Annotated in this window: 20 protein-coding genes; 18 read left to right on the forward strand and 2 right to left on the reverse strand. The window is 43.9% G+C overall.

Annotated elements, in window-relative coordinates; translation table 11 throughout:
• Position 1 precedes the first annotated feature (1 nt).
• The 3 genes from ACHZES_RS17310 to ACHZES_RS17320 all read left to right on the forward strand — a co-directional run bounded on the left by ACHZES_RS17310 (position 2) and on the right by ACHZES_RS17320 (position 3,002).
• The gene (locus ACHZES_RS17310; RefSeq protein WP_038277537.1) at positions 2 to 373 is read left to right on the forward strand and encodes a DUF2304 domain-containing protein; all 372 of its coding nucleotides are present in this window, start codon (positions 2 to 4) and stop codon (positions 371 to 373) included.
• Positions 354 to 1,958, forward strand: a complete 1,605-nt coding sequence (locus ACHZES_RS17315; protein WP_154526015.1) for a DUF2142 domain-containing protein — start codon at positions 354 to 356, stop codon at positions 1,956 to 1,958. Before ACHZES_RS17310 ends, ACHZES_RS17315 begins: the two co-directional genes overlap by 20 nt.
• An 87-nt stretch (positions 1,959 to 2,045) precedes the next feature.
• The gene (locus ACHZES_RS17320) at positions 2,046 to 3,002 is read left to right on the forward strand and encodes a glycosyltransferase family 2 protein (RefSeq protein WP_395547004.1); all 957 of its coding nucleotides are present in this window, start codon (positions 2,046 to 2,048) and stop codon (positions 3,000 to 3,002) included.
• A 96-nt stretch (positions 3,003 to 3,098) separates the two neighbouring features.
• On the opposite strand, the gene ACHZES_RS17325 is transcribed toward ACHZES_RS17320, so the two are convergent.
• Positions 3,099 to 4,073 carry a serine hydrolase domain-containing protein gene (locus ACHZES_RS17325; RefSeq protein ID WP_395547003.1) on the reverse strand — a complete coding sequence of 325 codons (975 nt, stop codon included), beginning with the start codon at positions 4,071 to 4,073 and terminating at the stop codon, positions 3,099 to 3,101.
• Between the two features lie 211 nt (positions 4,074 to 4,284).
• On the opposite strand from ACHZES_RS17325, the gene ACHZES_RS17330 reads away from it, so the two are divergent.
• The 7 genes from ACHZES_RS17330 to ACHZES_RS17360 all read left to right on the forward strand — a co-directional run bounded on the left by ACHZES_RS17330 (position 4,285) and on the right by ACHZES_RS17360 (position 12,726).
• The gene (locus tag ACHZES_RS17330) at positions 4,285 to 5,304 is read left to right on the forward strand and encodes a sugar ABC transporter substrate-binding protein (RefSeq protein ID WP_395547001.1); all 1,020 of its coding nucleotides are present in this window, start codon (positions 4,285 to 4,287) and stop codon (positions 5,302 to 5,304) included.
• A 10-nt stretch (positions 5,305 to 5,314) separates the two neighbouring features.
• Entirely contained in the window at positions 5,315 to 6,826 is a 1,512-nt protein-coding gene (locus ACHZES_RS17335) for a sensor histidine kinase (RefSeq protein WP_038277544.1), read from the forward strand.
• A complete protein-coding gene (locus tag ACHZES_RS17340) occupies positions 6,804 to 8,390 on the forward strand; it encodes a helix-turn-helix domain-containing protein (RefSeq protein WP_154526005.1) in 1,587 nt (528 codons plus the stop codon). Before ACHZES_RS17335 ends, ACHZES_RS17340 begins: the two co-directional genes overlap by 23 nt.
• A 5-nt stretch (positions 8,391 to 8,395) precedes the next feature.
• Positions 8,396 to 9,445 carry a sugar ABC transporter substrate-binding protein gene (locus ACHZES_RS17345; RefSeq protein ID WP_154526003.1) on the forward strand — a complete coding sequence of 350 codons (1,050 nt, stop codon included), beginning with the start codon at positions 8,396 to 8,398 and terminating at the stop codon, positions 9,443 to 9,445.
• Positions 9,446 to 9,677: 232 nt separating this feature from the next.
• Positions 9,678 to 11,069, forward strand: coding sequence for a tryptophanase (locus ACHZES_RS17350; protein ID WP_395546997.1), 1,392 nt, complete (start codon positions 9,678 to 9,680; stop codon positions 11,067 to 11,069).
• Positions 11,070 to 11,099: 30 nt separating this feature from the next.
• Complete coding sequence (locus ACHZES_RS17355) at positions 11,100 to 12,602, forward strand: sodium-dependent transporter (RefSeq protein ID WP_395546995.1); 1,503 nt, start codon at positions 11,100 to 11,102, stop codon at positions 12,600 to 12,602.
• A 16-nt stretch (positions 12,603 to 12,618) separates the two neighbouring features.
• Positions 12,619 to 12,726 (forward strand): MetS family NSS transporter small subunit, encoded by a 108-nt coding sequence (locus ACHZES_RS17360; protein WP_139032332.1) that lies wholly within the window; start codon positions 12,619 to 12,621, stop codon positions 12,724 to 12,726.
• Between the two features lie 69 nt (positions 12,727 to 12,795).
• Here the strand turns inward: ACHZES_RS17360 and ACHZES_RS17365 are convergent, their stop codons facing one another.
• Complete coding sequence (locus ACHZES_RS17365; protein ID WP_038277550.1) at positions 12,796 to 13,683, reverse strand: LysR family transcriptional regulator; 888 nt, start codon at positions 13,681 to 13,683, stop codon at positions 12,796 to 12,798.
• Between the two features lie 305 nt (positions 13,684 to 13,988).
• On the opposite strand from ACHZES_RS17365, the gene chvE reads away from it, so the two are divergent.
• From chvE to ACHZES_RS17405, 8 genes are all read left to right on the forward strand, one after another.
• Positions 13,989 to 15,152, forward strand: a complete 1,164-nt coding sequence (gene chvE / locus ACHZES_RS17370; RefSeq protein ID WP_038277552.1) for a multiple monosaccharide ABC transporter substrate-binding protein — start codon at positions 13,989 to 13,991, stop codon at positions 15,150 to 15,152.
• An 81-nt stretch (positions 15,153 to 15,233) separates the two neighbouring features.
• Positions 15,234 to 16,772 carry a multiple monosaccharide ABC transporter ATP-binding protein gene (gene mmsA / locus ACHZES_RS17375; RefSeq protein ID WP_038277554.1) on the forward strand — a complete coding sequence of 513 codons (1,539 nt, stop codon included), beginning with the start codon at positions 15,234 to 15,236 and terminating at the stop codon, positions 16,770 to 16,772.
• Between the two features lie 3 nt (positions 16,773 to 16,775).
• Positions 16,776 to 17,951 (forward strand): multiple monosaccharide ABC transporter permease, encoded by a 1,176-nt coding sequence (mmsB, locus tag ACHZES_RS17380; protein ID WP_154525993.1) that lies wholly within the window; start codon positions 16,776 to 16,778, stop codon positions 17,949 to 17,951.
• A 274-nt stretch (positions 17,952 to 18,225) separates the two neighbouring features.
• Positions 18,226 to 18,780, forward strand: a complete 555-nt coding sequence (gene rfbC, locus ACHZES_RS17385) for a dTDP-4-dehydrorhamnose 3,5-epimerase (RefSeq protein ID WP_038277556.1) — start codon at positions 18,226 to 18,228, stop codon at positions 18,778 to 18,780.
• Between the two features lie 15 nt (positions 18,781 to 18,795).
• Positions 18,796 to 19,608 (forward strand): ABC transporter permease, encoded by an 813-nt coding sequence (locus ACHZES_RS17390; RefSeq protein WP_395546992.1) that lies wholly within the window; start codon positions 18,796 to 18,798, stop codon positions 19,606 to 19,608.
• A 183-nt stretch (positions 19,609 to 19,791) separates the two neighbouring features.
• Positions 19,792 to 21,138, forward strand: a complete 1,347-nt coding sequence (locus ACHZES_RS17395) for an ABC transporter ATP-binding protein (RefSeq protein WP_038277559.1) — start codon at positions 19,792 to 19,794, stop codon at positions 21,136 to 21,138.
• 13 nt (positions 21,139 to 21,151) lie between these two features.
• Positions 21,152 to 21,931, forward strand: coding sequence for a methyltransferase domain-containing protein (locus tag ACHZES_RS17400; protein WP_395546991.1), 780 nt, complete (start codon positions 21,152 to 21,154; stop codon positions 21,929 to 21,931).
• On the forward strand, positions 21,918 to 25,022 hold the full coding sequence (locus tag ACHZES_RS17405; protein ID WP_154525989.1) for a glycosyltransferase: 3,105 nt from the start codon (positions 21,918 to 21,920) through the stop codon (positions 25,020 to 25,022). The genes ACHZES_RS17400 and ACHZES_RS17405 overlap by 14 nt, the downstream gene beginning before the upstream one ends.
• The last annotated feature ends 5 nt before the right edge of the window (positions 25,023 to 25,027 follow it).

Genomic DNA, 25,027 nt, shown 5'->3' on the forward strand with positions numbered 1-25,027 from the left:
CATGACAGTTTTGCTTCGCTGCGTACTGATATGCGTTTCCATATTGCTTACATTTTATGTACTTAGAAGAATACGCCATTCTAAGATGAAGATAGAGGATTCTATCTTTTGGGTGATGTTTGCCCTGCTTTTGGTGGTATTCAGCTTATTCCCTCCATTGGCTGATTTCATATCCCGGATGGTGGGAACCTATTCCACCGCCAATTTTATCTTTACCTTCATGATTTTCATCCTGCTGGTAAAGGTTTTCTTTCAATCTGTCAAAATATCCCAGCTGGAGCGGAAAATGACGGAACTGATCCAGATGCTTGCTCTGGACCGGGAAGATGCCAGGGAGAAGGAGGAAGGTCATCATGAAGCTCATTCTGAATAAAAAGGGATTGTGGCTTACGGCGGGAACTTGTCTTTTTCTCGCCTTTCTCTTTATAAAAACTTATGAGGAGACCATTGTAGGGATCCCGTCACCGGAATTTGAGGCAGTCCGCCGTTTTTATTGGTGGATAATCGTGTTCGGATGTGGATTCCTGGTGTGTTTGGGAGCAGCCTTGTGGATAGTCAAGACTCCAACCTTCTTATTATTTCCAGGGACCGTGGTAATTCTTGGGCTGTTTTATATGCTGGTTCTGACCCCTTTTTCAACACCCGATGAGGCGGCCCATTTTACCAGCGCATACCGGTTCTCCAGCCAGCTTATGGGAAAACCTGCGATAGCAGATGAAGCTTTTCTTTCCCATGCAACAGAGGAGGAAAAGGAGAGGATCAGCCGGGGCGCCAATGTTCTGGTGCGGAGCGGCGATGACGCTCCCGGACTTTACACCAATGTGGGACGGGCCACATACAACCTGGTCCTTAAGGAGATGTTTTCCCTTGATAACAGCCAAGGGATGACGGTCCGCTATGAGATACCGGTAAACACTACGCCTGTGGTTTACTTACCTCAGGCCCTTGGGATCTGCCTTGCCAGGCTGCTCCATCTGGGATACATCCCTTTGGTATATCTTGGCAGGCTGTTCAATCTTCTTGCTTTTGCAGGTATGGCAGCCCTGGCTGTGAGAATCATGCCATTTAAAAAAGAGCTTCTCATGGCGGTATCGTGTCTTCCCATGACCCTTCATCTGGCAGCTTCCTTTTCCTATGATACGGCCTTTATCGGCCTGTCCATGCTTTTCCTGGCCTGGTGCTTTTACTTAGCCTATGAGAAAGAGAAAGTGACCGTAAAGGATACGGTTGTTCTGGCGCTTTTGCTGATCCTTCTGGAGCCTGGAAAGATCGTTTATCTGCCGGTGGCCGGAATCTGCCTGTTTATTCCTTCTTCTAAATTTAAGTCAAAAAGAAATTACTGGATCTCTGTTATTAGCGTTATAACAGCTGTTGTTCTGGCAGTGTTTTTGGTAAACCGTCTGGTCCTTTCTGCTTGGGCGACCACAACGGAAAGCTATGTGGGCTGGAGTGAAGCGGCAGGGTATACGCTGCAGGATGTGTGGGAACACCCATATCGGATCTTTAAAGTATATTATGAAACCCTGGTGACCCAGTTTGATTATTATCTGACCACCATGCTTGGAGGATTTTTGGGCAATTTGGACCCTAACCTGACTGTGCCTCCCTTCTGTCTTATGATTTTGTGGTATGTACTTTTTATCAGTGTGATAAGGAGAGAAGGAGAAGAAGCTCCTATGTCCGGAGGACAGAAGCTTTGGATGGTCATTCTGGTGTTTTTAAGTGCCTGTCTGGTTCTTGCCTCCATGCTATTAGGCTGGACGCCGCGGGAGCTTACCTATATAACGGGTGTTCAGGGACGGTATTTTATCCCCCTTCTGCCCCTTGTGCTGTTGGTTGTATTTGATAAACGCCTGGTCATAAACATGGATTTAAGGAAAAGTGCATGGTATCTGGAATGCTTTGTGAGCATCTATGCCCTGATACGCATCTGTTCCACGGCGTGTCTGCGCTACTGATTCATTCGAAGGCAGCGGGTCAAATGAAAGCTCGCTTGATCCTTGAGGCTGTTCGCGGAGTATTTAACTGGAAGGTAGGAAATTGCAATGGAAGAAAAAAGGCAGGAAAAATCCGTTGATGTGATTATTCCCGTATATAAACCGGATGAGAAGTTACAGCTTTTGATGAAGCGCCTGGGGGAACAGTCATACCCGATCCGGCGGATCATCATCATGAACACGGAACGGTCCTATTGGAAGGATGAGGAATATGGCTGGGTCCCCAATCTGGAAGTACACCATGTGACAAAAGAGGACTTTGACCATGGCGGTACCAGAAACCGGGGAGCCGGTTATTCTGAGGCAGATATTATGGTATTTATGACCGATGATGCAGTTCCGGCTGATGGGAATTTAATAGGAGCGCTGGTAAAAGGTCTTGACCAGACAGGAAAAGGCGGAGAAAAGGTGGTCATGGCCTATGGAAGGCAGCTGCCGAATCCCGACTGTGCCCTGGCAGAGCAGTATACCCGTTCCTTTAATTACCCGGAACAAAGCAGGGTGAAAACAGGCGGGGATCTAAAGGAGCTGGGAATCAAGACCTTTTTTGCCTCCAATGTCTGCTGCGCCTATGACCGGGCTGCATTTTTAGAGGCCGGGGGATTTATTAAGCGGACTATTTTTAATGAGGACATGATTTATGCGGGAAATGCGGTAAGACACCGGGGGCAGGCGGTAGCCTATGCAGCCGATGCAAACGTGTACCATTCCCATAATTACGGCTGTATCGCCCAGTTTAAACGGAATTTTGACCTTGCGGTATCCCAGACCGATCATCCGGAGGTGTTTGAGGGAATCCGCTCGGAAGGCGAGGGGATCCGTCTTGTGAAAAAAACCTGCGCCTGGCTTTTAAAGATGAATAAGCCATGGCTCATTCCCGGAGTCATTGTAAAGAGTGGTTTTAAATACATGGGATACCTTATGGGAAAACGGTATCGCACCCTGCCAAAAGGGTTGGTTTTAAGCTTTACTATGAACAAGGAATATTGGAAAAAAGAAAAATAGATATTGAGAAAAGCTGTCTGGTAAAAACCCGGCTGCAAAGTTAAAAAAATAGGCTCAAGATATACTTTGAGCCTATTTTCTATTATATTGTCATTCTCAATCCTCAAATATTGGTTCAATACGCTCCATAATCAGCCCTATCCTGTCCTTAGCGTCCGGCATAAAAAGAGAAGCGATAGAAATAACCATCTTTTTCTTTGTATTGACGTAAATTACGTTTCCCCCGTCTCCCAAAGCTGCATAGACAGGTTCTTTATCATCAAATATCCACCACAAGTAGCCATAAGACAGCCGGTCCAATCGGATGTGCTCCTTTGTGCTTTCTTCTATCCATTTCTCTGATATGATTTGTTTGTTTTCCCATATTCCGCCGTTTAAATACAATTGGCCTATTTTTGCCATATCCGAAGGCGTCAGAAATAGCCCCCAGCTTGACGTGTTTATCCCTTGAGGATCAACGACCCAACCGCTGGTGTTTTTATCATTCATAACGGCGATATGCTCTTCTTTATTATGCAGTACCACGTTGCGCGTAACCTTGATTCCCAGCGGCGAGAATAAATTCTCCGAAGCGAAATCAAGCACCGGCTGCCCCGTCGCTCTTACGAGAATGCCTGACAAGATATGTGTTCCTATGATGGGAGAATACATAAATTCTCCTGTATGTTTCTCGCCTCCCAATAAATCAAGGGCTGCGTTCACCCAGTTATCGCTTGTGAAAAACTCTTCGTATGGCTCAGACTTATATTTATATGGGGCTGTCATGGTAAGTAAATTCTTAAGCGTAATACCCTGTATAATCATTTCGCCTGCTTTAACAGTGTAATCCGGGAAAAAGTCTAATACCTTCTGGTCTGCACTTTTGATAAAGCCCTTATCAATAGCGATACCAATCAATGCAGAGAATACGCTCTTTGTCACCGAAAACACATGAACGGCGTTAATGGCGGTATATCCATTAAAATAGTTTTCATATAGTTTTATGCCGTTTTTTTGTACAAGTAAGCCTGAGATATTGCTATAGTCGCTGTTAATCGTCTTTTCAAGCTCTTTAATTTTTTCCTGAATCATATCATTTCCTCCTTTAGGTTATAAAGGATATCCTTAAGATAAAGATAAGGTAATTAAAAATTAATTGCAAGACCTATTTCTAAATAATTAAAAAATTAACAAGTATGATAACCTTTCTGTCAGTCCGGTAAAAAACCGGGCTGTTTCCCATTTATTTTTCCCCCATGATTTAGTATAATGGTCTTAGTGCTATATGAAAAAGGGGATAACCATGGATAACAGAAAGAAAAGCCTGGTGCTGCTGGTTTTGGGGGGATTGTTCAGTATTGCATTTCTTACGCTTTTGACCGCATCCTTTTATGGATTCGTGTTAAAAAGGATCGGGGTTGAGCATGCGGAAAATACCAGAACATACCGGTACCACTATGTTATGATCATCAATGACCTGGATTCCCAGTTCTGGAACGACGTGTACCAGAGCGTACGGAAAGAAGCAGCCCTGCACGATGCTTATGTGGAGCTTAAGGGAAGAAGTCAGTCATCGGAATATAATGCTGTGGATTTTATGGATATGAGCATAGCAGCAAAGGTGGATGGGATTCTGCTTGAATTTACGGGAGAAGATAAGCTGGAAGAACGGATCAATGAAGCGGCTACAAGGGGAATTCCTGTGGTAACAATATTAAACGATGCACCTGCTACGGACCGGAAAAGCTACGTTGGAATTAATTCCTATGAGCTGGGGCAGGAATATGGAAACCAGATCTTAAAGATTTTGCCCCAGGGTTCCAGGAAGGCCAGAGTGATGATGCTCCTTCATGACAATTCCATAGACAGCAACCAGTCCCAGATTTTTAATCAGATCAACAACCGGATGGTCACTTCAAAGGAAACAGCGGACCGGATTAAGGTAGAAGAAATCAAAATCCCGTCCGGGCGGGCATTTGAAGCAGAGGAAATTGTGCGCAACCTGTTTCAGAATCCCCAAGGTCCGCCGGATATCATCGTCTGTATGGATGAGGTGGATACGGAGGCCGTGTATCAGGCAGTCATCGACTACAACAGCGTAGGCAGGACTCAGGTCATCGGCTATTATAAATCAAAGGCAGCCTTAGAAGCGGTGAGAAAGGGGACGATGGCCATGACCCTTTACATTGACACCGACCAGATGGGGAAATTCAGCGTACAGGCTCTTACCGAATCCATACATGACGGGAGGACTAATTCCTTTTACAGTGTGGATCTTCAGTTTGTAACAAAGGAAAATGCGTCTGATTTCATGAGTAATTAGTGGAGCGGCTATGAAAAATAAATGGAAACACCTATGGGAAAACTTGCCGATTGCCCGCAAGCTGTTTTTGGAAGTTGCGGTAACGGCAGCCACGCTTTTTGCCAGCAATTTATTCATCTACGCTCAGATCAACCAGATGGTAGAGCGTATGAATTCTGTATACATAAGCAATGTGAACCTCAATGAACTGTCGGATGTTTTCTCCGATGTACAGAGTTTTATGTACAAATATTTACAGGTAAAGGATTCCGAGTCCTTAACCGATTATTATCGGGCGGAGCAGGATTACAGGAAGTTGTTAGAGGGGCTTAATGTAGCTGTGACAGATAATCAGATTCAGATTCTGGAAAAAAATATCCGCAACATGTCGGACAGCTATCTGGCCATCACAGATGAGACAGTACAGGCCAAACGGGGACAGAATGTAGAAAAGTATAAAAGCTCCTACGAATCTGCTCTAAAGCTTTATCAGTTCATCAACCATGATATTTCCGTCTTAAACAGCCGGCAGTTTAAAAATAATTCCGCCAGCTATCAGACCTTACAGGCAGCCCTTCAGTATCTGGAAGTGATAAGCACAGTAATCTTAATGATTGTAATGGTCATAAGCCTGACGGTTATGATGATGATGACAAAGGATATTGTGACTCCGCTCACTAACTTAGCCCATACGGCAAAGCTGGTAGGGCAGGGAAATTTCCATGTAAAGGTACCAACATTAAGTACCGGAGATGAGCTGGGGATTGTAACCGGAACCTTTAACCAAATGGTGGATAGTTTGGACGAGTATGTGAATAAAATTAAGGAGAGCGCGGAAAAAGAGCAGGAGATGAAGGAACGGGAACTTTTAATGGAAAACCACTTAAAGGAAGCCCAGTTAAAATATCTTCAGTCCCAGATCAATCCCCACTTTCTTTTTAATTCCTTAAACGCCGGAGTTCAGCTGGCCATGATGGAGGATGCGGAGAAAACCTCGGTATTTATGGAAAAGATGGCAGATTTCTTCCGCTATAATGTGAAAAAGGGTTCAAGGGATGCCACCATCCGCGAAGAGGTGGAGGCAGTGGAAAACTATGTTTATATATTGAATGTCCGTTTTGCAGGAGATATCCGGTACCATTCAAAGATCGATGAGGAGGCAATGGATTTTTCCATTCCAAGCATGATTTTGCAGCCCCTGGTGGAGAACGCGGTGAACCATGGGATCCGGAATATTGAACGGCCGGGGGAAATTTATCTGACCGTGGAGAACCATGTGGAGAAAATAGAGATACGCATCAAGGACAATGGGGCCGGAATGGAAAAGGAAACCCTTGACAGGATCCTGACCGGAGGACAAGCCGCAGAAGGGGTAAATTCTACCGGGATCGGTATTCACAATGTTATTTCCCGCCTGGAGCTTTATTATAATGATGACGGTATTTTCCATATGTTCAGCGATGGGGAGGATAAAGGAACCACAGTGGTATTAAGGATTCCAAAAAGAGGGGGTGATGTACATGTTTCGCATACTGGTAGCTGATGATGAGGGGATTATGCTGGAATCCATCAGTCATATTATAAAGTCCAATTTCGGCAGCGATTGTGAGATCGTCTGTGTCAAAACGGGCAGGGCGGTCATTGAACAGGCCGGCTCCTTCCGGCCGGATATTGCATTCGTGGATATTCAGATGCCTGGATTAAACGGGATCCAGGCAATCAGGGAGGTACGTAAATTCAATCCCTCCGTTGTATTTATTATCATAACAGCCTATGATAAATTTTCTTATGCCCAGGAAGCGGTGAACTTAGGGGTTATGGAATTTATCATGAAGCCGGTCAATAAAAAGAAGATCTTAGATGTATGTGTAAAAGCCATGCATCAGGTAGAGGAGGCCAGGCAGAAGTTAAGCGATGATTTAAAGATCAGGGAAAAGCTTGAGATCGTAATTCCCATGATCGAAAGCGGGTTCATCTACAGTGTGCTTCAAGAGGACTTAGAGCTTTCTAAAAACGGATACATTGAAATGCTGGACATAAAAAGCCCTTATGGCTTTATGATTATTCTGGAATTTGGGGACAGCATTGAGGGGGGCACCATGACCAATGCCATAGGGGTCAGTGTCCGGGTGAACAAGTATTATCCAATGGTCAGAGAGATTGTGAAGGATTATTTTGATTGTGTCATGGGTCCGGCCATGGGAAACCGGCTAGTGCTTTTCCTGCCTTTTGAACAGGAAAAAGTACGGTATGAGGAGCGGGTGGAAATTATCACAAGGACCCGGAATATGATCCATAAGCTGGAAAGCACCACGGATATCAAATGCAGGGGAGGGATCGGTTCTGTAAAACCTTTAGAAGGGATTAGAGACTCCTATAAAGAGGCCTTAAAATCCTTACGGGACAGTGACAGCCATGTAGTGCATATTACAGACATCCCGGCAGTGGCTGATTATGACGGAGAATATCCTCTGGACTTAGAAAACCAGTACCTTCAAAGGGGGACAAAGGCGGACAGGGAAGGAACGTTGGCCTGTGCCGGTGAATTTTTTGACTGGATGCTGGCTCACGACGGCAATGTAAGGTCCAATATTGAGGTAAAGATACTGGAACTGGTCATGAGACTTGAGAGACGGGCTTTTGAGGCAGGGAATGTACGATATGGTTTCCGCTATCGGGAGAACTACTTAGAAGAACTGAAGGAAGCTGCCGATACGGACGCGCTTCGGCGCTGGTTTCTAAATAAAACAAGAGAAGTATGCGAAAACATCAGTACTTCCAGGGAGAAGGAATATGAAAATGTAGTTTCAAGAGTCAAGAGTTATATTGATGAGAATTATGCCAAGGACATTTCTCTTGACGATGCTTCCCGAATGGTTGACATAAGTCCTTATTATTTTAGTAAATTATTTAAGCAGGAGGTGGGAGAAAATTTTATAGAGTATGTAACCAGAACCAGGATTAAGAACGCCAGGCGTCTTCTGGAAGATTCCAGATACAGCATTAAGGAGGTATGTATCATGTCCGGCTACAGTGATCCTAATTATTTCAGCCGGATATTTAAAAAGTATGAAGGGATGACGCCAAGCGAGTATAGGGAGAGGTAAGAGTTATGAAAATGGGTCGAGGGAGATTGTTACTGGTAGTGATACTCTGCTGTGCCTTGACGGCAGGCTGTGTAAATGCCAAGGCAGAGGCAGAGACCGAGGTTTCGGCAAAAGCCGGGGAGAGGCCCTTGCAGATCGGGTTAAGCATTGATTCCTTTGTGATCGAGAGGTGGATCAGGGATCGGGATGTTTTTGTATCAACCGCAAAGGAATTGGGGGCAGAGGTTAATGTACAAAACGCAAACGGGGATGTAAACGAGCAGATCGAACAGATAAAATACTTCATAAAAAAGCAGATGGATGTAATTGTGGTGGTGGCTGGAGACTGTGAAGCGTTATCTGATGTCATGAAAAAGGCAAAGGAAGCAGGGATCAAGACCATGAGCTATGACCGGCTGATTCAGAATGCAGACAGCGATATGTACATATCCTTTGACAACAGGGAGGTCGGAATACTCATGGCGGAAAGCCTGGTAAAGGACATTCCTGAGGGAGGTAAGATTTTCATGATCCAGGGCCCTGAGACGGATCATAATGTGGCAATGGTCCGGGAGGGCTTTGATTCGGTTATAAAGGGGAAAAATCTGGAAGTGGTTTATAAAAGCAACTGTGAGGGCTGGCTTTCGGAGCATGCCTTTGACTATGCCAAAGAAGCGCTGGAAAAGCACCCGGATGTAAAGGGAATCATGTGCGGGAACGATGATCTGGCGACCCAGGTTTTCCGTGCCCTGTCCGAAGACAGAATGGCTGGAAGGGTCTGTCTGGTGGGCCAGGATGGGGATCTGATGGCCTGTCAGAGGATCGTGGAAGGAACTCAGAATATGACGGCCTTTAAATCCGTAGAGGAAGAGGCCAGAATCGCAGCGGAATATGCGGTGAAGCTTGGGAAGGGAGAGCCTTTGGAGGGAATTGTGACCACCGTAGACGATGGAACCTATGATGTCCCTAGCCTGGAGCTTAGGCCGGTGGCAGTTACCAGGGAAAATATGGATTCCGTCATCATTCAGGGAGGATTCCATGGTAGGGAGGATGTATACCTGAATGTGAAACAGTAGTAGTGTCTTTTGCCGTGAAAAGTCCTGATCATTCAGGACTTTTTTTATTGTTATTGTTCATGGTATCTCCTGGGCTGTTGTTTGAGTAACTGATTGTGCTGCCGTTTGTATATATATCATAATAAAAATGTTGTTATGCCACTTTTTTTAGTCATTTTACAAAAGAGTGAAACTGTATTAAAATAAATACATATAAAAAATATACAAAAAAGCAAAAGGAGAGAAAACAAATATGGCTGTAAAGTATATTCCAGAACCATTCAGAATTAAGATGGTAGAGCGTATTAAGATGTTAACCCGAGAGGAACGTATTGAAAAAATTAAAGAGGCTAAGTATAATATGTTTGGGTTAAGGGGCGAAGATGTCTATATTGACCTTTTAACTGATAGCGGAACCAATGCTATGAGTGATGACCAATGGTCAGGCGTTATGAAGGGTGATGAAGCTTACGCCGGTTCATCCAGTTACTATAAATTATTTGATGCGGGCAAAGATATATTCGGTTATGATTTTATACAGCCGGTTCATCAGGGCCGTGCTGCTGAGAAGGTGCTTTTCCCCATTTTCCTTTCCAAAGGCAAATTTGCTATTTCCAATATGTTCTTTGACACGACAAGAGCTCATGTGGAATTGGCAGGAGCCAGAGCCATCGACTGTGTGGTAGAAGAAGCGAAAAATCCTTCTGTAAGAGCTCCATTTAAAGGCAACATGGACGTTGTTAAATTAGAAAAACTAATCAACGAACTGGGTGCTGAAAATGTTGGCCTTGTTGTAATGACAATTACGAACAACTCAGCAGGTGGTCAGCCTGTATCCATGGCTAACATGAGAGAGGTATCCGAAATCTGTAAAAGGTATAACATTCCTCTTAATATTGATGCTGCCAGATATGCGGAAAACGCCTTTTTCTTAAAACAGCGGGAAGAAGAATGCAAAGAAATGTCCATTAAAGAGATTGTCAACAAAATCTTCAGCTATGGCGATATGTTTACGATGTCTGCCAAAAAGGATACCATTGTAAATATCGGCGGCCTGATTGGAATAAAAGATGGCAATTCACCAATGATATTAAAAGTAAAAGCCAACTGTATTTCTTTCGAAGGATTTTTTACATATGGAGGACTTTCCGGACGTGATCTTGAAGCCCTGGCAATTGGACTTTATGAAGGAATCGACGAAAACTTCTTAAGATACCGCATTGGCCAGATGGAATACCTGGCAGCTAAATTGGACGATGCAGGAATTGCTTATCAATCCCCGGTTGGAGGCCATGGAGTTTTTGTAGATGCGGCAGCATTTTTCCCGCATATCCCATATAATGAGTTCCCTGCACAGGTGCTTGCCATAGAGTTATACAAAGAGGCTGGAATCCGTACCTGTGACATAGGCTCCTTTATGCTGGGCAACGACCCTGATACTGGCGTGCAGCTTCATTCCGAGTTTGAATTTACTCGTTTTGCAATCCCACGCCGTGTTTATACACAGGCACATATTGATATTATGGCTGATGCATTAATTGCAATCAAGCAAAGAGCGTCCGAAATCGAGCATGGATACCGCATTACCTGGGAGCCGCCGATTTTACGCCACTTCCAGGCATCTTTGGAACCCATCGAATATTAAGAATATATCCGACATCAGGGGGTATTTACTATGCGTGATCAATGGAATAGCAGAACAGGATTTTTATTCGCAGCAATTGGGGCTGCGGTAGGATTAGGTAATTTATGGAGATTTCCGTTTCAAGCTTATAAAAATGGTGGAGGTGCCTTTTTTTTACCATATTTTGTAGCTATTATTACATGTGCCGTTCCTTTAATGATCATGGAATATACCTATGGTCGGAGAATACGTGGCGGTTCTACTAAGGCTTTTGCCAAGCTTAAAAAAAAGTTTGAGATTATTGGTTGGGTACAGGTTATGGTACCGATCGTAGTCATGATGTTCTACAGCACCATTATTTCCATATCCGTCGTCTTTATGATCTACTGTATCGGCCATGCTTTTGGTGTGGTAAACTGGATGAGCAATCCAGGACCGCTGTTAGGTGCTATTACCGGGCAGGCCCAGAATGCGTTCGACTTTGCAAGCGGCTTTAGTTTTTATATGCTGGGTGCAGTGGTTGTCGTATGGTTTGCCAACTGGGCCATCGTCCGGCAGGGGATTTCCGGAGGAATTGAGAAAGCCTCAAAGATATTCACTCCTATGCTCATGATCTTAATGATAATTTTTATGATTAATTCCATGACGTTAGAGGGGGCCAACATTGGGTTAAATGCATTATTTACACCGGACTTTTCTAAAATTTTAAACCCCAGTATCTGGGTTGCGGCTTATGCACAGGTATTTTTCTCCACCACACTTGCAGTGGGTGTTATGATTGCTTACGGCTCTTATTTGGGAGAAAAACAGGATATTGTAAACAACTCGTTTATCACCGTATTGTCAAACAGCTCGTTTGATATTATTGCAGGGATTACCGTATTTTCAACCCTGGGATTTCTGGTCAATAAACAAGGCGTTTCCTTTGACTCGTTTGGAAACGGAGCCGGAGTTGCTTTTATCGCATTTCCAATTGCAATTTCAACCATGTCATCCAATATTATGGTTCAAGGTATTTTAGGATTTTTATTTTTCTTTTGCCTGTTTATTGCCGGTATTTCTTCCAGTATTTCTATGCTTGAGGCATTTAATACCGCAGCCTTGGATAAATTTAAGATTTCACGCAAAAAGCTAACAAGCATCATATCCATCGTCGGTTTTATTGGAAGTGCCACCTTTGCTACATACTGCGGATTCAACTATATTTTGGATCTTGTGGATTCTTACGTGGCAAACTATGTAATCGCTACTCTTGGCCTGGTGGAAGTTATTGCAATCAGTCATATATATGGTACTGAAAAGCTCAGAGAAGATGCAAATCAATATTCTGATTTCAAGGTCGGCAAATGGTGGGATTACTTACTTAAGTATTTTACGCCCATATTGCTTGGAATTACCGTCATTACAAATTTTGTGTCCGGCATCATGCAGATGTTTGATATGGATTCTGTAACCTTACTATCAAATGTTGTGTTCGGTTGGGGAACTGTTATAGTTATGATCGGTGTTGCCATTGTGTTCTGTAAACGCCCATGGCAAGTTGAAATTGAATAACTAAGGGGGAATTACTATGAATTCATTTGCATTGGCTATGATGATTGTTGGCTGTTCCGTTGTATGGGGTGGACTGTTTCTATGCGTTGGCATAGCCCTGACTAAAAAACCTGAGAATAAATAAGATATAAAAATCTAAAGGGATATTGCCTAACTAATCAGGTTAATTAGGCAATATCCCTTTATCCATTTGTTAACTGTCTTTTAAAGAAGCCAATTCAATAAAAATTTTTATAAAAGGATTTTCATTGGATTTCTGGAACATGGCAACAAAATTCCCGGGATCAAAATCCTTTAAATTAATCGCTTTCACATTCGGTGTTAAATGCTTGGTACAAATACTCGGCAGGAATGCCACACCCAGACCGGACTCTACCATTAATATCTGTGATTCCAAGCTGTTGGCATTAATAATATCTTTGATATTAAGACCTGCCGTCATCGTAAATTGCTTTAAAATATCAAGAGAGCAGGGCCCTGAGTCTTCACTTAAAGTAATTAATGTACAATCATTAAGTGAATCCGCTGATATGGTATCAAATTGAGCAAGGGGATGCTTTTTATTTACAATGATATACATCGTGGAAGGAAAAACCTGCTTTACCACGGTCTCATCCAGTGATACAAAAGCGGGACTAAAGGGAAGTGTGAATACGACATCTAATTTTCCTGCCTGCAAATATGTTATAAGGTCATTATAGCTATACTTAGCAACCAAGACATCAATATCCGGATATAGGGTTCGAAACTCAGAAACTACTTGCGCGATTAAAATATGTTCGTAATGACCAAAACCAATTTCTAATACTTTGGGATGCAGTTTAGCCGTCTTTTGAGTTTGAGAGATCATCTCATTGTACAGTTCTATCACCTTTAATGCTTTGTTATAAAAAACTTCCCCGGCAGATGTTAGCAAAACGGACCTGTTGTTACGCTTTAACAAAACGACTCCCAGTTCTTCTTCAATCGCTGCAATCTGGCGGCTCATTGCTGTTTGCACCATGTGGTGTTCCTGGGCAGCTTTTGTGAAATTCTTATGTTTTACAACTGAAACAAAATAAGATAATTTTCTGATTTCCATATAACCACCATATCTTTTCAATGAGATGTAAAATACCTGATTGAGATACACTATAAGAAAAACTTATATCATTCCTATTTTAACAAGATGACTGAAAAATTGCAACCTTAAGTCTAAATTATCTCCCTGATGGCACAATTGCTATGGCGGCTTCAGTAGCATTTTCTTGCCGTAAAAAAGTCCTGAACATTCAGGGCATTTTTTATTTGGATTAATCAGTGCTAATGATTCGCAAACAAGTCCTGTTCTATTCGTGATAAGATGAAACCGTCAGCAAAAACAAATATTGGAGGAGGAAGAGAAACATGAAACGAAAATTTTTAGCGGCTGCAATGGCCCTTGCCTTAACGGCAGGAATGCTTTCCGGATGCTCAAGTTCTACAGGTTCTGCGCCGGAGAACAAAGAAACCCAGACAACTTCAGCAGCCACCACAGAAGCCACCAAAGCGGCTGAGACCAAGGCAGAGGAAACCAAAGCAACAACGGGAACTGGAACTTTAGTCGGAGTTGCCATGCCCACCAAGGATTTGCAGAGATGGAACCAGGATGGATCGAATATGAAGAAGGAACTGGAAGATGCCGGATATAAGGTAGATTTACAGTATGCCAGCAATGATGTCCAGACCCAGGTATCCCAGGTAGAGAACATGATTTCCAACGGCTGCCAGATATTAGTCATTGCCTCTATTGATGGAAGCTCTTTAGGAGAACCATTAAGCCAGGCCAAAGCCATGGGAATTCCAGTTATTTCCTATGACCGTCTGATCATGAACTCTGACGCTGTTACATATTATGCAACCTTTGATAACTATAAAGTCGGCCAAAAGCAGGGTGAGTATCTGGTAGAGGCTCTTGATCTTGAGAAGGCAACGGAGCCTAAGAACATTGAGCTGTTTACCGGCGATCCGGCTGATAACAACTGTAACTTCTTCTTTGGCGGAGCTATGGATGTTCTTAAGAAGTATATTGACAGCGGCAAGCTTGTAGTAAAATCCGGCCAGACTGCTTTTGAGCAGGTAGCAACCGCTAACTGGGATTCTGAGAAATCTCAGAATCGTATGGATACCATTATCGCTGGTAACTATTCTGACGGAACCGTACTAGATGCAGTCCTCTGCTCCAATGACTCCACTGCTCTTGGCGTGGAGAATGCCCTTGCTTCTTCCTATACCGGAAAGTATCCAGTTATTACCGGACAGGACTGTGATATCGCCAATGTAAAGAACATGCTTCAGGGCAAACAGGCCATGAGTATCTTTAAGGATACCCGTACCCTTGCTTCACAGGTAGTAAAAATGGTAGATTCCGTTATGCAGGGCGGAGAAGCTGAGATCAATGATACCAAATCCTATGATAACGGAACCGGAATCATCCCAACGTTCCTGTGTGATCCAGTGGTAGTAACAGTTGACAACTATAAAGATATGTTAATTACTTCCGGTTACTACACGGAAGACCAGTTAAAGTAATTGAAATTATTTTCTTATGGGGACGGCTTCTTACAGATATAGAGGCCGTCCTTAAGAAATGACGGCAAGGGAGGGATATTCTTGGCAAAAATACTTTTGGAAATGAAGAGCATAACCAAGACATTTCCAGGCGTTAAGGCTCTGGATAATGTAAACCTTCAGGTAGAGGAAGGTGAGATCCATGCCCTGGTGGGTGAAAATGGAGCTGGCAAATCTACTTTGATGAACGTGCTCAGCGGCATTTATCCCTATGGCACCTATGAGGGAGATATTATTTATAGCGGAGAGATCTGTAAATTTAACCGAATCAGTGACAGTGAACAAAAGGGAATCGTCATCATTCATCAGGAGCTTGCTCTTGTTCCCTATATGACGATTGCTGAAAACATGTATCTGGGAAATGAAAAGGGAAAAAGGTACGCAATCAACTGGAATGAAACCTATGGAGAGGCGGACCGTTACTTAAATACAGTGGGACTTATGGAATCTTCCCATACGTTAATTAAGGATATCAGCGTGGGAAAGCAGCAGCTGGTGGAAATTGCTAAGGCACTTGCAAAGAATGCCAGGCTTTTGATCCTGGATGAGCCTACCGCATCCTTAAATGAAGATGATTCCAAAGCGCTTCTGGAGCTTTTGCTAAAATTTAAATCAGAGGGATTAACCTCTATCATTATTTCTCATAAACTGAATGAAATTGCCTATGTGGCGGATAAGATTACAGTCATCCGCGACGGCTCAACCATAGAAACATTGGACAGGAAAAAGGATGCCATTACCGAGGACCGTATTATCAAAGGCATGGTAGGGCGGGAACTGGTGGATCGCTTTCCCAAACGAGATGACGTGGAGATCGGTGAAAAGGCCATGGAGGTGGAGCACTGGAATGCCTGCCATCCTCTGTATTCGGACCGGAAGGTTGTAAACGATGTCTCCTTTTATGTGAGAAGAGGAGAAGTCGTTGGAATCTGCGGCTTAATGGGCGCCGGAAGAACAGAGTTAGCCATGAGCATTTTCGGAAAAAGCTACGGTGTCAATATCTCGGGAAAGGTCCGGATCAAAGGGCAGGAAGTAGCGTTAAACTCTGTCCGGGAAGCCATACGCCATAAGCTTGCTTATGTTACAGAAGACCGGAAGGGCAATGGTCTGATCCTTGGAAATCCTATTAAGATCAACACGACCCTTGCAAATATGCAGGCAATCAGCCGCCGTTCCATTATTGATAAGGATAAGGAATTTGCTGTGGCGGAAGATTACCGGGATAAATTGAAGACCAAGTGCCCCACTGTGGAACAAAATGTAGGGAACTTAAGCGGCGGAAACCAGCAGAAAGTCCTCCTTTCAAAATGGATGTTTGCAGAGCCGGATATTCTGATTTTAGATGAACCCACCAGAGGAATCGATGTGGGAGCAAAATACGAAATATACTGTATCATCAACCGCCTGGCTGCGGAGGGTAAATCCGTCATCATGATATCGTCGGAGCTTCCAGAGGTACTTGGAATGTCCGACCGCATTTATATCATGAATGAGGGCCGTATGGTGGGAGAGGTCAGTGCGGCCGAGGCAACTCAGGAGAATATCATGGCCTGTATTTTAAAATCAGATAAAGGAGAGTAGAAGATGGAGAATAAGATGAAATTATCTGAGGGATTAAAAAAATATACGATGGTAATCGTTCTGGCCGTTGTAGTCATTCTTTTTACAGTCAACACCGGAGGAAAGATGCTCCTGCCCCAGAATGTAAACAACTTGATTGCCCAAAACGCCTATGTATTTATTCTTGCAACCGGTATGCTTTTTTGCATCCTTACGGGAGGCAACATTGACTTATCCGTAGGCTCTGTGGTTTGTTTTGTAGGAGCGGTAGGCGGAAGCATGATGATTACCATGGGGATCAATCCCTATTTAACCCTGCTTGCAATGCTGATCATCGGTATGCTGGTAGGTGCATGGCAGGGCTTCTGGATCGCCTATGTACGAATTCCTCCCTTTATCGTGACTCTGGCCGGCATGCTCATGTTCCGCGGGTTATCCAATGTGGTTTTGCAGGGTATGACCTTGTCCCCAATTCCGGATCAGTTTTTGAATTTGTTTAATACCTATGTTCCTGATATATTCGGGATGCAGGGCTTTAACCTTACCTGCTTTTTAGTGGGAATCATTGCTTGCCTGGTTTTTGTGGCACTGGAACTTTTAAACCGCAGAAAAAAGATTCAAAAGGGATACCGGGTAGATCCTATTGGGGGCATGGCAATCAAAATGGCTTTCATCAGTTTTGTAGTCCTGTTCTTTATGTATAAGCTGGCAAGATATAAAGGAATTCCCAATGCCCTTATCTGGGTGACTGCGATCATCGGGATTTACAGTTATATTTCTTCCAAGACAACCACAGGCCGGTACTTTTACGCTGTGGGCGGAAATGAGAAGGCCACCAGACTGTCTGGTATTGATACCAATAAAGTGTATTTCCTCGCATATTTGAATATGGGACTGCTGGCAGCAGTGGCAGGCATGGTAACGGTAGCCCGCTTAAATTCCGCCAATCCTACAGCAGGAAACAGCTATGAAATGGATGCCATCGGAGCCTGCTTTATCGGAGGCGCTTCCGCATACGGCGGTACCGGAACGGTACCTGGTGTAATCGTGGGCGCAACCTTAATGGGTGTGCTTAACCTGGGCATGAGCATCATGGGTGTGGACCAGAACCTTCAGAAGGTGGTAAAGGGTGCGGTTCTTATGGCAGCAGTTATTTTCGATGTGGTAAGTAAGAGAAAATCATTTATTGTTAAGCAGTAAATGAAATGTATTTCTAAATAAAATGCTGTTTTCTTGTACAGATGTATGAGAGACAGCATTTTTTATCGCAATAAAATATTTTTTTCGCATTTTACTCTATCTGGATTCTCCTGGGAATGAGCGGCTTATTTAAATAAAAATCCCCCTATATATAGAAATCTGGTCAAACTTGTGGTAGAATGCTACAAGTAAAAGAATGTTTTGAAAGATAAATACTTTACAAGTATACCATTTTGTCAAAAAAATAGACAGAAAATGGAAAGGAGCATAAATTATGGGAAAGATTAAAGTATCAACATGCGGAATAGAAGGACTTTTTGTCATAGAGCCAGCGGTATTTCATGATTCCAGAGGATATTTCATGGAAACTTATAATCAGAATGATTTTAAGGAAGCCGGACTTGACATGGTTTTTGTACAGGACAACCAGTCCATGTCTACAAAAGGCGTACTGCGGGGGCTTCATTTCCAGAAGCAGTTCCCACAGGGAAAGCTTGTGCGGGTCGTAAGAGGGAAAGTGTTTGACGTTGCAGTGGATCTGCGTTCCGCGTCTGAAACTTATGGTAAATGGTTCGGGGTGGAATTGTCTGCAGAAAACAAAAAGCAGTTCTACATTCCGGAAGGCTTTGCCCATGGATTTTTAGTTTTATCCGATGAGGCAGAATTTGCATATAAATGTACCGATTTCTATCACCCGGGTGATGAAGGCGGTATTTTATGGAGTGACCCGTCAATTGGCATTGACTGGCCGATTGAAGAAGGCATGGAGCTGACTATTTCTGAGAAGGATCAGAAATGGAGCGGAATCCGGGATACCTTCAAATTTTAGTGAGAGGAGAAAACCATGAATTATCTGGTTTCCTTAATAAAAGAAATAATTACAAAGAGAAAGCTCATTCTGGATCTGTCAAAGGCGGATTTTAAAAAGCGGTTTGTAGGCTCCTATTTCGGGATCGCCTGGATGTTTCTGCAGCCTATGGCAACCGTGCTGGTATACTTTTTCGTATTCCAGATGGGCTTTAAAAGCGTACCCCCTGTCCCGGATTACCCTTACGTGCTGTGGCTGATCCCAGGCATTGTACCCTGGTTTTATTTCAGCGAGGTGCTGAATATGGGGACGGGCTGTCTTCAGGAATATAATTATCTGGTGAAAAAGGTGGTGTTCCGGGTAGAGATCCTTCCGGTCATCAAGATGTTTTCCTGCCTGATGGTACATGGTATATTTGCAATCATTATGATCCTGGTATTTTTCTGCTACGGCTTCCTTCCAAAGGCAAGCTGGATCCAGATCCTGTATTATTCCTTTGCAAGCTCCATGCTGTCACTGGCTATTGCGTATTTTACCAGTGCCATTCATGTGTTTTTCAAAGATATGGCTCAGATCATAGGGATCTGCCTGCAGTTTGGCATGTGGATGGTGCCGATTATGTGGGCGCCGGAGATGTTTCCGACAATCCCATCCTGGCTGCCGGTACTGCTTAAGCTAAATCCCTTCTATTATATCGTAGCCGGATACCGTGACAGCATGCTGACCGGAAACTGGCTGACAGAACGGCCGACCCTGGGACTTTATTTCTGGTCAGTGACCATTGTACTGATGCTAATAGGGCTAAAGGTATTTAAAAAACTGCGCCCACACTTTTCTGATGTGCTATAACCTTCAAGAAAGCAATGAGTAGTGCGAAATATGGCAGAAAAAGATTTTCGTTGTGCTCGCACATAAGAAAATCTTTTCCTGACATATTTCATAGGGCGAATGCCCGTGAGCTTGGGAAACTGAAAGTTTCCCAAGCTGCACTACGGACCTGTGGGATTAATTTTATGTAACATGGAGGATTCAATGTCCGTAGAATGGAACAACAAAGCAATATCTGTTAATAATGTAACAAAAATCTACAAACTATACGAAAAGCCCGTGGACCGATTAAAAGAGGCTTTAAGCATAACCCACAAAAACTATCACAAAGATTTCTATGCCCTAAACGGCATTTCTTTTGATGTAGAAAAAGGAAAAACCGTAGGAATCATCGGAACCAATGGATCAGGCAAGTCCACCATACTAAAGATCATAACCGGAGTCCTCACCCCCACCTCAGGCAGTTTAGAGGTAAACGGTGTAATTTCCGCTCTATTAGAGCTGGGAGCCGGATTTAATATGGATTATACCGGAATCGAAAACATTTACATGAATGGCACCATGATGGGCTTCTCCAAAAAAGAGATGGACAGTAAACTTCAGGACATCCTAGACTTTGCAGACATCGGAGACTTCGTATATCAGCCAGTAAAAACCTACTCAAGCGGTATGTTCGTCCGCCTTGCATTTGCCCTTGCAATCAACGTAGAGCCTGAAATCCTGATCGTTGACGAGGCCTTATCTGTTGGAGACGTATTTTTCCAGGCCAAATGCTACCGTCGAATGGAAGATATCCGCCAGAATGGAACCACGATTCTAATGGTCACTCATGATATGGGCGCAATCATCAAATATTGTGACCGAGTAGTTGTATTAAACAAAGGCAACTTTATCGCCGAAGGAGAGCCCGGAAAAATGGTGGATCTCTATAAAAAGATCCTGGCAAATCAAATGGACGACCTTGGAGAAGAGCTGGAAGAGATAAGAAGCGGCATTCTAAACGATTTTTCCGGAGACCAGGCAACAGTTCTGGCACAGTCCAAAACCTCCCGCCAGGAAGGTCTAATGAAAGAAAAACTGACCATCAACCCAACCCGTACCGAATACGGCGACAAAAGAGCAGAGATCGTGGATTTCGGGCTTCTGGACGAAAGAGGAAATGTAACCAACCTCCTCCTTAAAGGAGAACGCTTTACCATTAAAGAACGGATCCATTTCCATACCCAAATCGAGACCCCTATCTTTACCTACACCATAAAAGATAAACGAGGAGCCGATTTAACCGGCACCAACACCATGTACGAGGCCTCTGATGTGCAGGCCGTGGGAAAAGGCGATGAATATGAGGTGGAATTCAACCAGAAAATGACCCTTCAGGGAGGGGAGTATCTTCTTTCCATGAGCTGCACCGGATTTGAAAACGGAGAGCATGTGGTTTACCACCGCCTGTATGACATTGCAAATATTACGGTCATTTCCAATAAAAATACGGTAGGTATTTATGATATGGAACCGGAAGTAAGTGTAAAGCTTCACCGGGCAGGAGAGTGAGGAGGAAACGTCCATGAATGATATAAGCCCTGAACTTAAGAAGTTGTTTGTAAAATATAATGGAGATACGAAAAAGCTGCTGCAGGAGAATCCGAACCTGGATTACCTGTACGCATTATCAGATATACGTGAGAACCTTCTGGAGTGGTATGAATTTGATGAAGAGGGCTCTCTGCTTCAGGTAGGGTCCGACTACGGAGCCCTGACAAACTTGTACAGCAGGCGGGTCAGAGAGGTAACCGTCCTTGACCCTGACAGTAATAATCTGTCCTTCAATCGTTTGCGCAATGAAAAACAGGGAAACATCCAATATATAACCGGAGACTTAGACACCTTTGAAGAAGAAGGCTTCGACTATGTGGTGTTGGTGGGATCTTTAAAGCCGCCCTATGACAAACACATAAGAAAGGCAAAATCCCTTTTAAAACCGGAAGGAAAGCTGATCCTCTCCATATGCAACCGCTTAGGCCTTAAATATCAGGCCGGTGCGGTACCTGATAAGGACCGGCTTTCAAGGACAGAGGTCCTGGAGCTTTTATGCGGAGAGGACAAAAGATCGGGTAATGCCGAATTCCATTATCCCATGCCTGACTACCGTCTGCCCATCACCCTGTATTCCGATGAATATCTGCCAGGCAAGGGAGATTTAACTCACGCCATTCTGGCCTATGATTATCCCAAATATCTGAAGTTTGATTTAGGAAAGATGTTCGATGAGGTATGTGAGGGAAAACAGTTTGAGACATTTGCCAATTCATTTTTAACCATTTGGAGCCGTCATGAAAAAAATTAACTTTGTAAAATACAATAAGACCCGTAGGGAAGCGTTCCAGATCCGCACCAGTCTGGTGGAAGAAGATGGCTGTCCATTTGTTGAGAAGACAGCCTTAAAGCCTGAGGGTGTTGCACATATAAAATCCCTTGGTGAAAAATATAAAAGCCTTACTGCGCAAAGCCAAAAGCTTAAGGTCGCCGGGGTTTCCATAAGTCCGGATGAAAGGACCGCCCGTTTCGATTTCCTTAAGGGTCATACTCTTTCCGAGTTGCTCGGAAAGGAGATCTGTAACGGAAAGGTTTCCGTATCCCATATGGAAGACGGGCTTTCCCTGATTCTGGGTGTGAAAGAAAACTGCATCATTCCCTTTACCATTACGGCCGAATTTGAAGAGGTGTTTGGAACACTCACGAAAGCAGATGAAAAAGACTGGGCGTTTAAAACCTCCAACATTGACTGCCTTTTTGAGAATATCATGATGACCGAGGACGGTCCTTATCTCCTGGACTATGAATGGGTATTTACCTTCCCGGTTCCGGTCACCTTTATTAAGTTTCGGGTTCTTTATTATTTTTACGAACAGTATAAAAGCCTTTTGTCCTATGGTTCTATGGAAGCATTTATGGAAGAGTTCGGTGTGGAGACAGAGCGTATAGCCATGTATGAGGAGATGGAACGCTGCTTCCAGGAATATGTCCATGGGGAGAACCAGCAGATCTATCTGGTCAATTACATGCAGGAAACCCATGCCTTGCCTGAGGATATGTATGGCTTATCCCAGGTGATTGATGAGACAAAGGAACGCCTTTCCCAGATGGAAATGGAGATCCGGGAAAAGGATGTACTCATCACCAGGCAGCAGGAGGAAAAGCGCCTGACTGACAATCATGTGACCAACCAGGAAATCATTATTCAGACCCTCCGGAAGGATTGCGATGATATGAGGGAAATGATCACCTGGCTTCAGGGGCACGAAGCATTGACCTTCCGCGCCAGAAGGAAGCTTGGAAGAATCTTTAACGAAAAATTCCCCAAAGGGACCAGAAAACGGAAACTGCTGTTTTATGCCAAGGATACGGTATTTCATCCGCTGAAATCCTTCCGCCTCTATACAACAGAGGAAGGTCGGAACCTGATTGAAGGCGATATGAAGATTGGAGATGCCTACCGGACCCATGGAAAGCTCCGTTTCATAAAAGAGGGCCATCCCATGGTTTCCATCGTCATCCCGGTCTACAATCAGATCCATTATACCTATGCCTGCCTTGCATCCATTCTGGAGCATACGAAGGACGTGGTGTATGAAGTCATCATAGCAGACGATGTTTCTACTGATGCAACGGCAGAACTTTCAAAATTTACGGAAAACGTAGTCATATGCCGCAATGAGACCAACCAGGGATTTTTGCGGAACTGCAACCAGGCAGCCAAAGCAGCCAGGGGAAAATATGTTATGTTCCTAAATAATGACACCCAGGTAACAGAAGGTTGGCTAAGCAGTCTGGTAAACTTAATCGAATCAGATTCAACCATCGGCATGGTAGGATCCAAGCTGGTTTATCCTGACGGACGCCTGCAGGAAGCAGGGGGGATCATCTTCCGTGATGGTTCCGGCTGGAATTACGGACGCCTTGACGATCCGGACAAGCCAGAATACAACTATGTAAAAGATGTGGATTATATATCAGGAGCCGCCATCCTTCTCTCCAACGATTTATGGAAGCGGATCGGCGGATTTGACGACCGGTTTGCTCCTGCTTATTGTGAGGATTCTGACCTTGCCTTTGAGGTGCGCAAGGCTGGCCTTCGGGTGGTTTACCAGCCGTTATCCAAGGTTATACATTTTGAGGGCATTTCCAACGGAACTGATGTAAACGGTTCAGGTCTTAAGCGGTACCAGGTTGAAAACGGTCATAAGTTAAGGGAAAAATGGGCGGCTGAATTTAAGCTGCAAAGTGAAAACAACGGAAATCCCAATGTATTCCGGGCAAGAGAGAGAAGCCAGGGCAAAGACATTATTCTGGTGGTGGACCATTATGTTCCCACCTATGACCGGGATGCCGGTTCCAAGACCACCTTCCAGTATTTAAAGATGTTTTTGGAAAAGGGCTATGTGGTGAAGTTCCTGGGAGATAATTTCCTCCATGAAGAACCTTATTCCACCGTTTTGCAGCAGATGGGAATTGAGATCCTATACGGCAGGGAATTCCAGGTGAAAATCTGGGATTGGTTAAAGGAGCATGGAGATGATATCAAGGTTGCTTATTTAAACCGTCCCCATATTGCTACCAAATATGTGGATTTTATCAAGGATAAAACAAACATTAAGATGATCTATTATGGTCATGACCTGCACTTCTTAAGGGAAGGCAGAGAGTATGAACTGACCGGAGATCCTAAGAAAAGAGAGTCTTCTGAATACTGGAGGTCTGTGGAGCTTCGCCTGATGAGAAAGGCGGCGGTATCCTATTATCCTTCCTATGTGGAACGGGAGGCCATTCACGAAATAGAGCCTTCTATCCATGTGAAAGCTATAGTAGCCTATGTTTATGAAAAATTCTTAAACAACATTCCTTATAACTTTGAAAAGAGGGAAGGGCTCTTGTTTGTAGGAGGATTTGCACATCCCCCTAACGCAGATGCTGTTTTGTGGTTTGCACAGGAAATATTCCCACTGATCCGGGAACAGCTTCCCATAGATTTCTATATCGTGGGTTCCAAGGTGACAGATGAAATCAAGGCTTTGGAGCAGCCGGGCAGCGGAATCATTGTAAAGGGATTTGTATCAGAGGAGGAACTTGCAAGGCTTTATTCAAGCTGCCGGGTAGTCGTGGTGCCTTTGCGTTACGGTGCAGGTGTGAAGGGAAAAGTCATTGAAGCCTTATATAACGGTGCTCCGGTGATCACTACTTCCATTGGTGCAGAGGGAATTCCTGAGGCAGAAAAGGTCATGGTGGTGAGAGATGAGCCGGCAGCCTTTGCAGGGGAAGTTATTTCCCTGTACCAGGATCCTGAACGATGCAAACAGATGTGTATGGAAACTCAGAATTATATCCGCAGTTATCACAGTATTGATGCTGCCTGGAACGTAATAGGAGAAGATTTTTAAACGGC

The organism is Lacrimispora sanguinis (assembly GCF_044987295.1).
In the GTDB taxonomy this organism is placed as follows: Bacteria; Bacillota; Clostridia; order Lachnospirales; family Lachnospiraceae; genus Lacrimispora; species Lacrimispora celerecrescens_B.

What these genes read in the sequence shown, in the direction of transcription:
- ACHZES_RS17325 (WP_395547003.1), bottom strand. Translation starts at nt 4,073, where the DNA reads ATGATTCAGGAAAAAATTAAAGAGCTTGAAAAGACGATTAACAGCGAC.
- chvE (WP_038277552.1), top strand. Translation starts at nt 13,989, where the DNA reads ATGAAACGAAAATTTTTAGCGGCTGCAATGGCCCTTGCCTTAACGGCA.
- rfbC (WP_038277556.1), top strand. Translation starts at nt 18,226, where the DNA reads ATGGGAAAGATTAAAGTATCAACATGCGGAATAGAAGGACTTTTTGTC.
- ACHZES_RS17390 (WP_395546992.1), top strand. Translation starts at nt 18,796, where the DNA reads ATGAATTATCTGGTTTCCTTAATAAAAGAAATAATTACAAAGAGAAAG.
- ACHZES_RS17345 (WP_154526003.1), top strand. Translation starts at nt 8,396, where the DNA reads ATGAAAATGGGTCGAGGGAGATTGTTACTGGTAGTGATACTCTGCTGT.
- ACHZES_RS17330 (WP_395547001.1), top strand. Translation starts at nt 4,285, where the DNA reads ATGGATAACAGAAAGAAAAGCCTGGTGCTGCTGGTTTTGGGGGGATTG.
- ACHZES_RS17350 (WP_395546997.1), top strand. Translation starts at nt 9,678, where the DNA reads ATGGCTGTAAAGTATATTCCAGAACCATTCAGAATTAAGATGGTAGAG.
- ACHZES_RS17360 (WP_139032332.1), top strand. Translation starts at nt 12,619, where the DNA reads ATGAATTCATTTGCATTGGCTATGATGATTGTTGGCTGTTCCGTTGTA.
- ACHZES_RS17395 (WP_038277559.1), top strand. Translation starts at nt 19,792, where the DNA reads ATGTCCGTAGAATGGAACAACAAAGCAATATCTGTTAATAATGTAACA.
- ACHZES_RS17335 (WP_038277544.1), top strand. Translation starts at nt 5,315, where the DNA reads ATGAAAAATAAATGGAAACACCTATGGGAAAACTTGCCGATTGCCCGC.
- ACHZES_RS17365 (WP_038277550.1), bottom strand. Translation starts at nt 13,683, where the DNA reads ATGGAAATCAGAAAATTATCTTATTTTGTTTCAGTTGTAAAACATAAG.
- mmsB (WP_154525993.1), top strand. Translation starts at nt 16,776, where the DNA reads ATGGAGAATAAGATGAAATTATCTGAGGGATTAAAAAAATATACGATG.
- ACHZES_RS17315 (WP_154526015.1), top strand. Translation starts at nt 354, where the DNA reads ATGAAGCTCATTCTGAATAAAAAGGGATTGTGGCTTACGGCGGGAACT.
- ACHZES_RS17320 (WP_395547004.1), top strand. Translation starts at nt 2,046, where the DNA reads ATGGAAGAAAAAAGGCAGGAAAAATCCGTTGATGTGATTATTCCCGTA.
- ACHZES_RS17310 (WP_038277537.1), top strand. Translation starts at nt 2, where the DNA reads ATGACAGTTTTGCTTCGCTGCGTACTGATATGCGTTTCCATATTGCTT.
- ACHZES_RS17400 (WP_395546991.1), top strand. Translation starts at nt 21,152, where the DNA reads ATGAATGATATAAGCCCTGAACTTAAGAAGTTGTTTGTAAAATATAAT.
- ACHZES_RS17405 (WP_154525989.1), top strand. Translation starts at nt 21,918, where the DNA reads ATGAAAAAAATTAACTTTGTAAAATACAATAAGACCCGTAGGGAAGCG.
- ACHZES_RS17340 (WP_154526005.1), top strand. Translation starts at nt 6,804, where the DNA reads ATGTTTCGCATACTGGTAGCTGATGATGAGGGGATTATGCTGGAATCC.
- ACHZES_RS17355 (WP_395546995.1), top strand. Translation starts at nt 11,100, where the DNA reads ATGCGTGATCAATGGAATAGCAGAACAGGATTTTTATTCGCAGCAATT.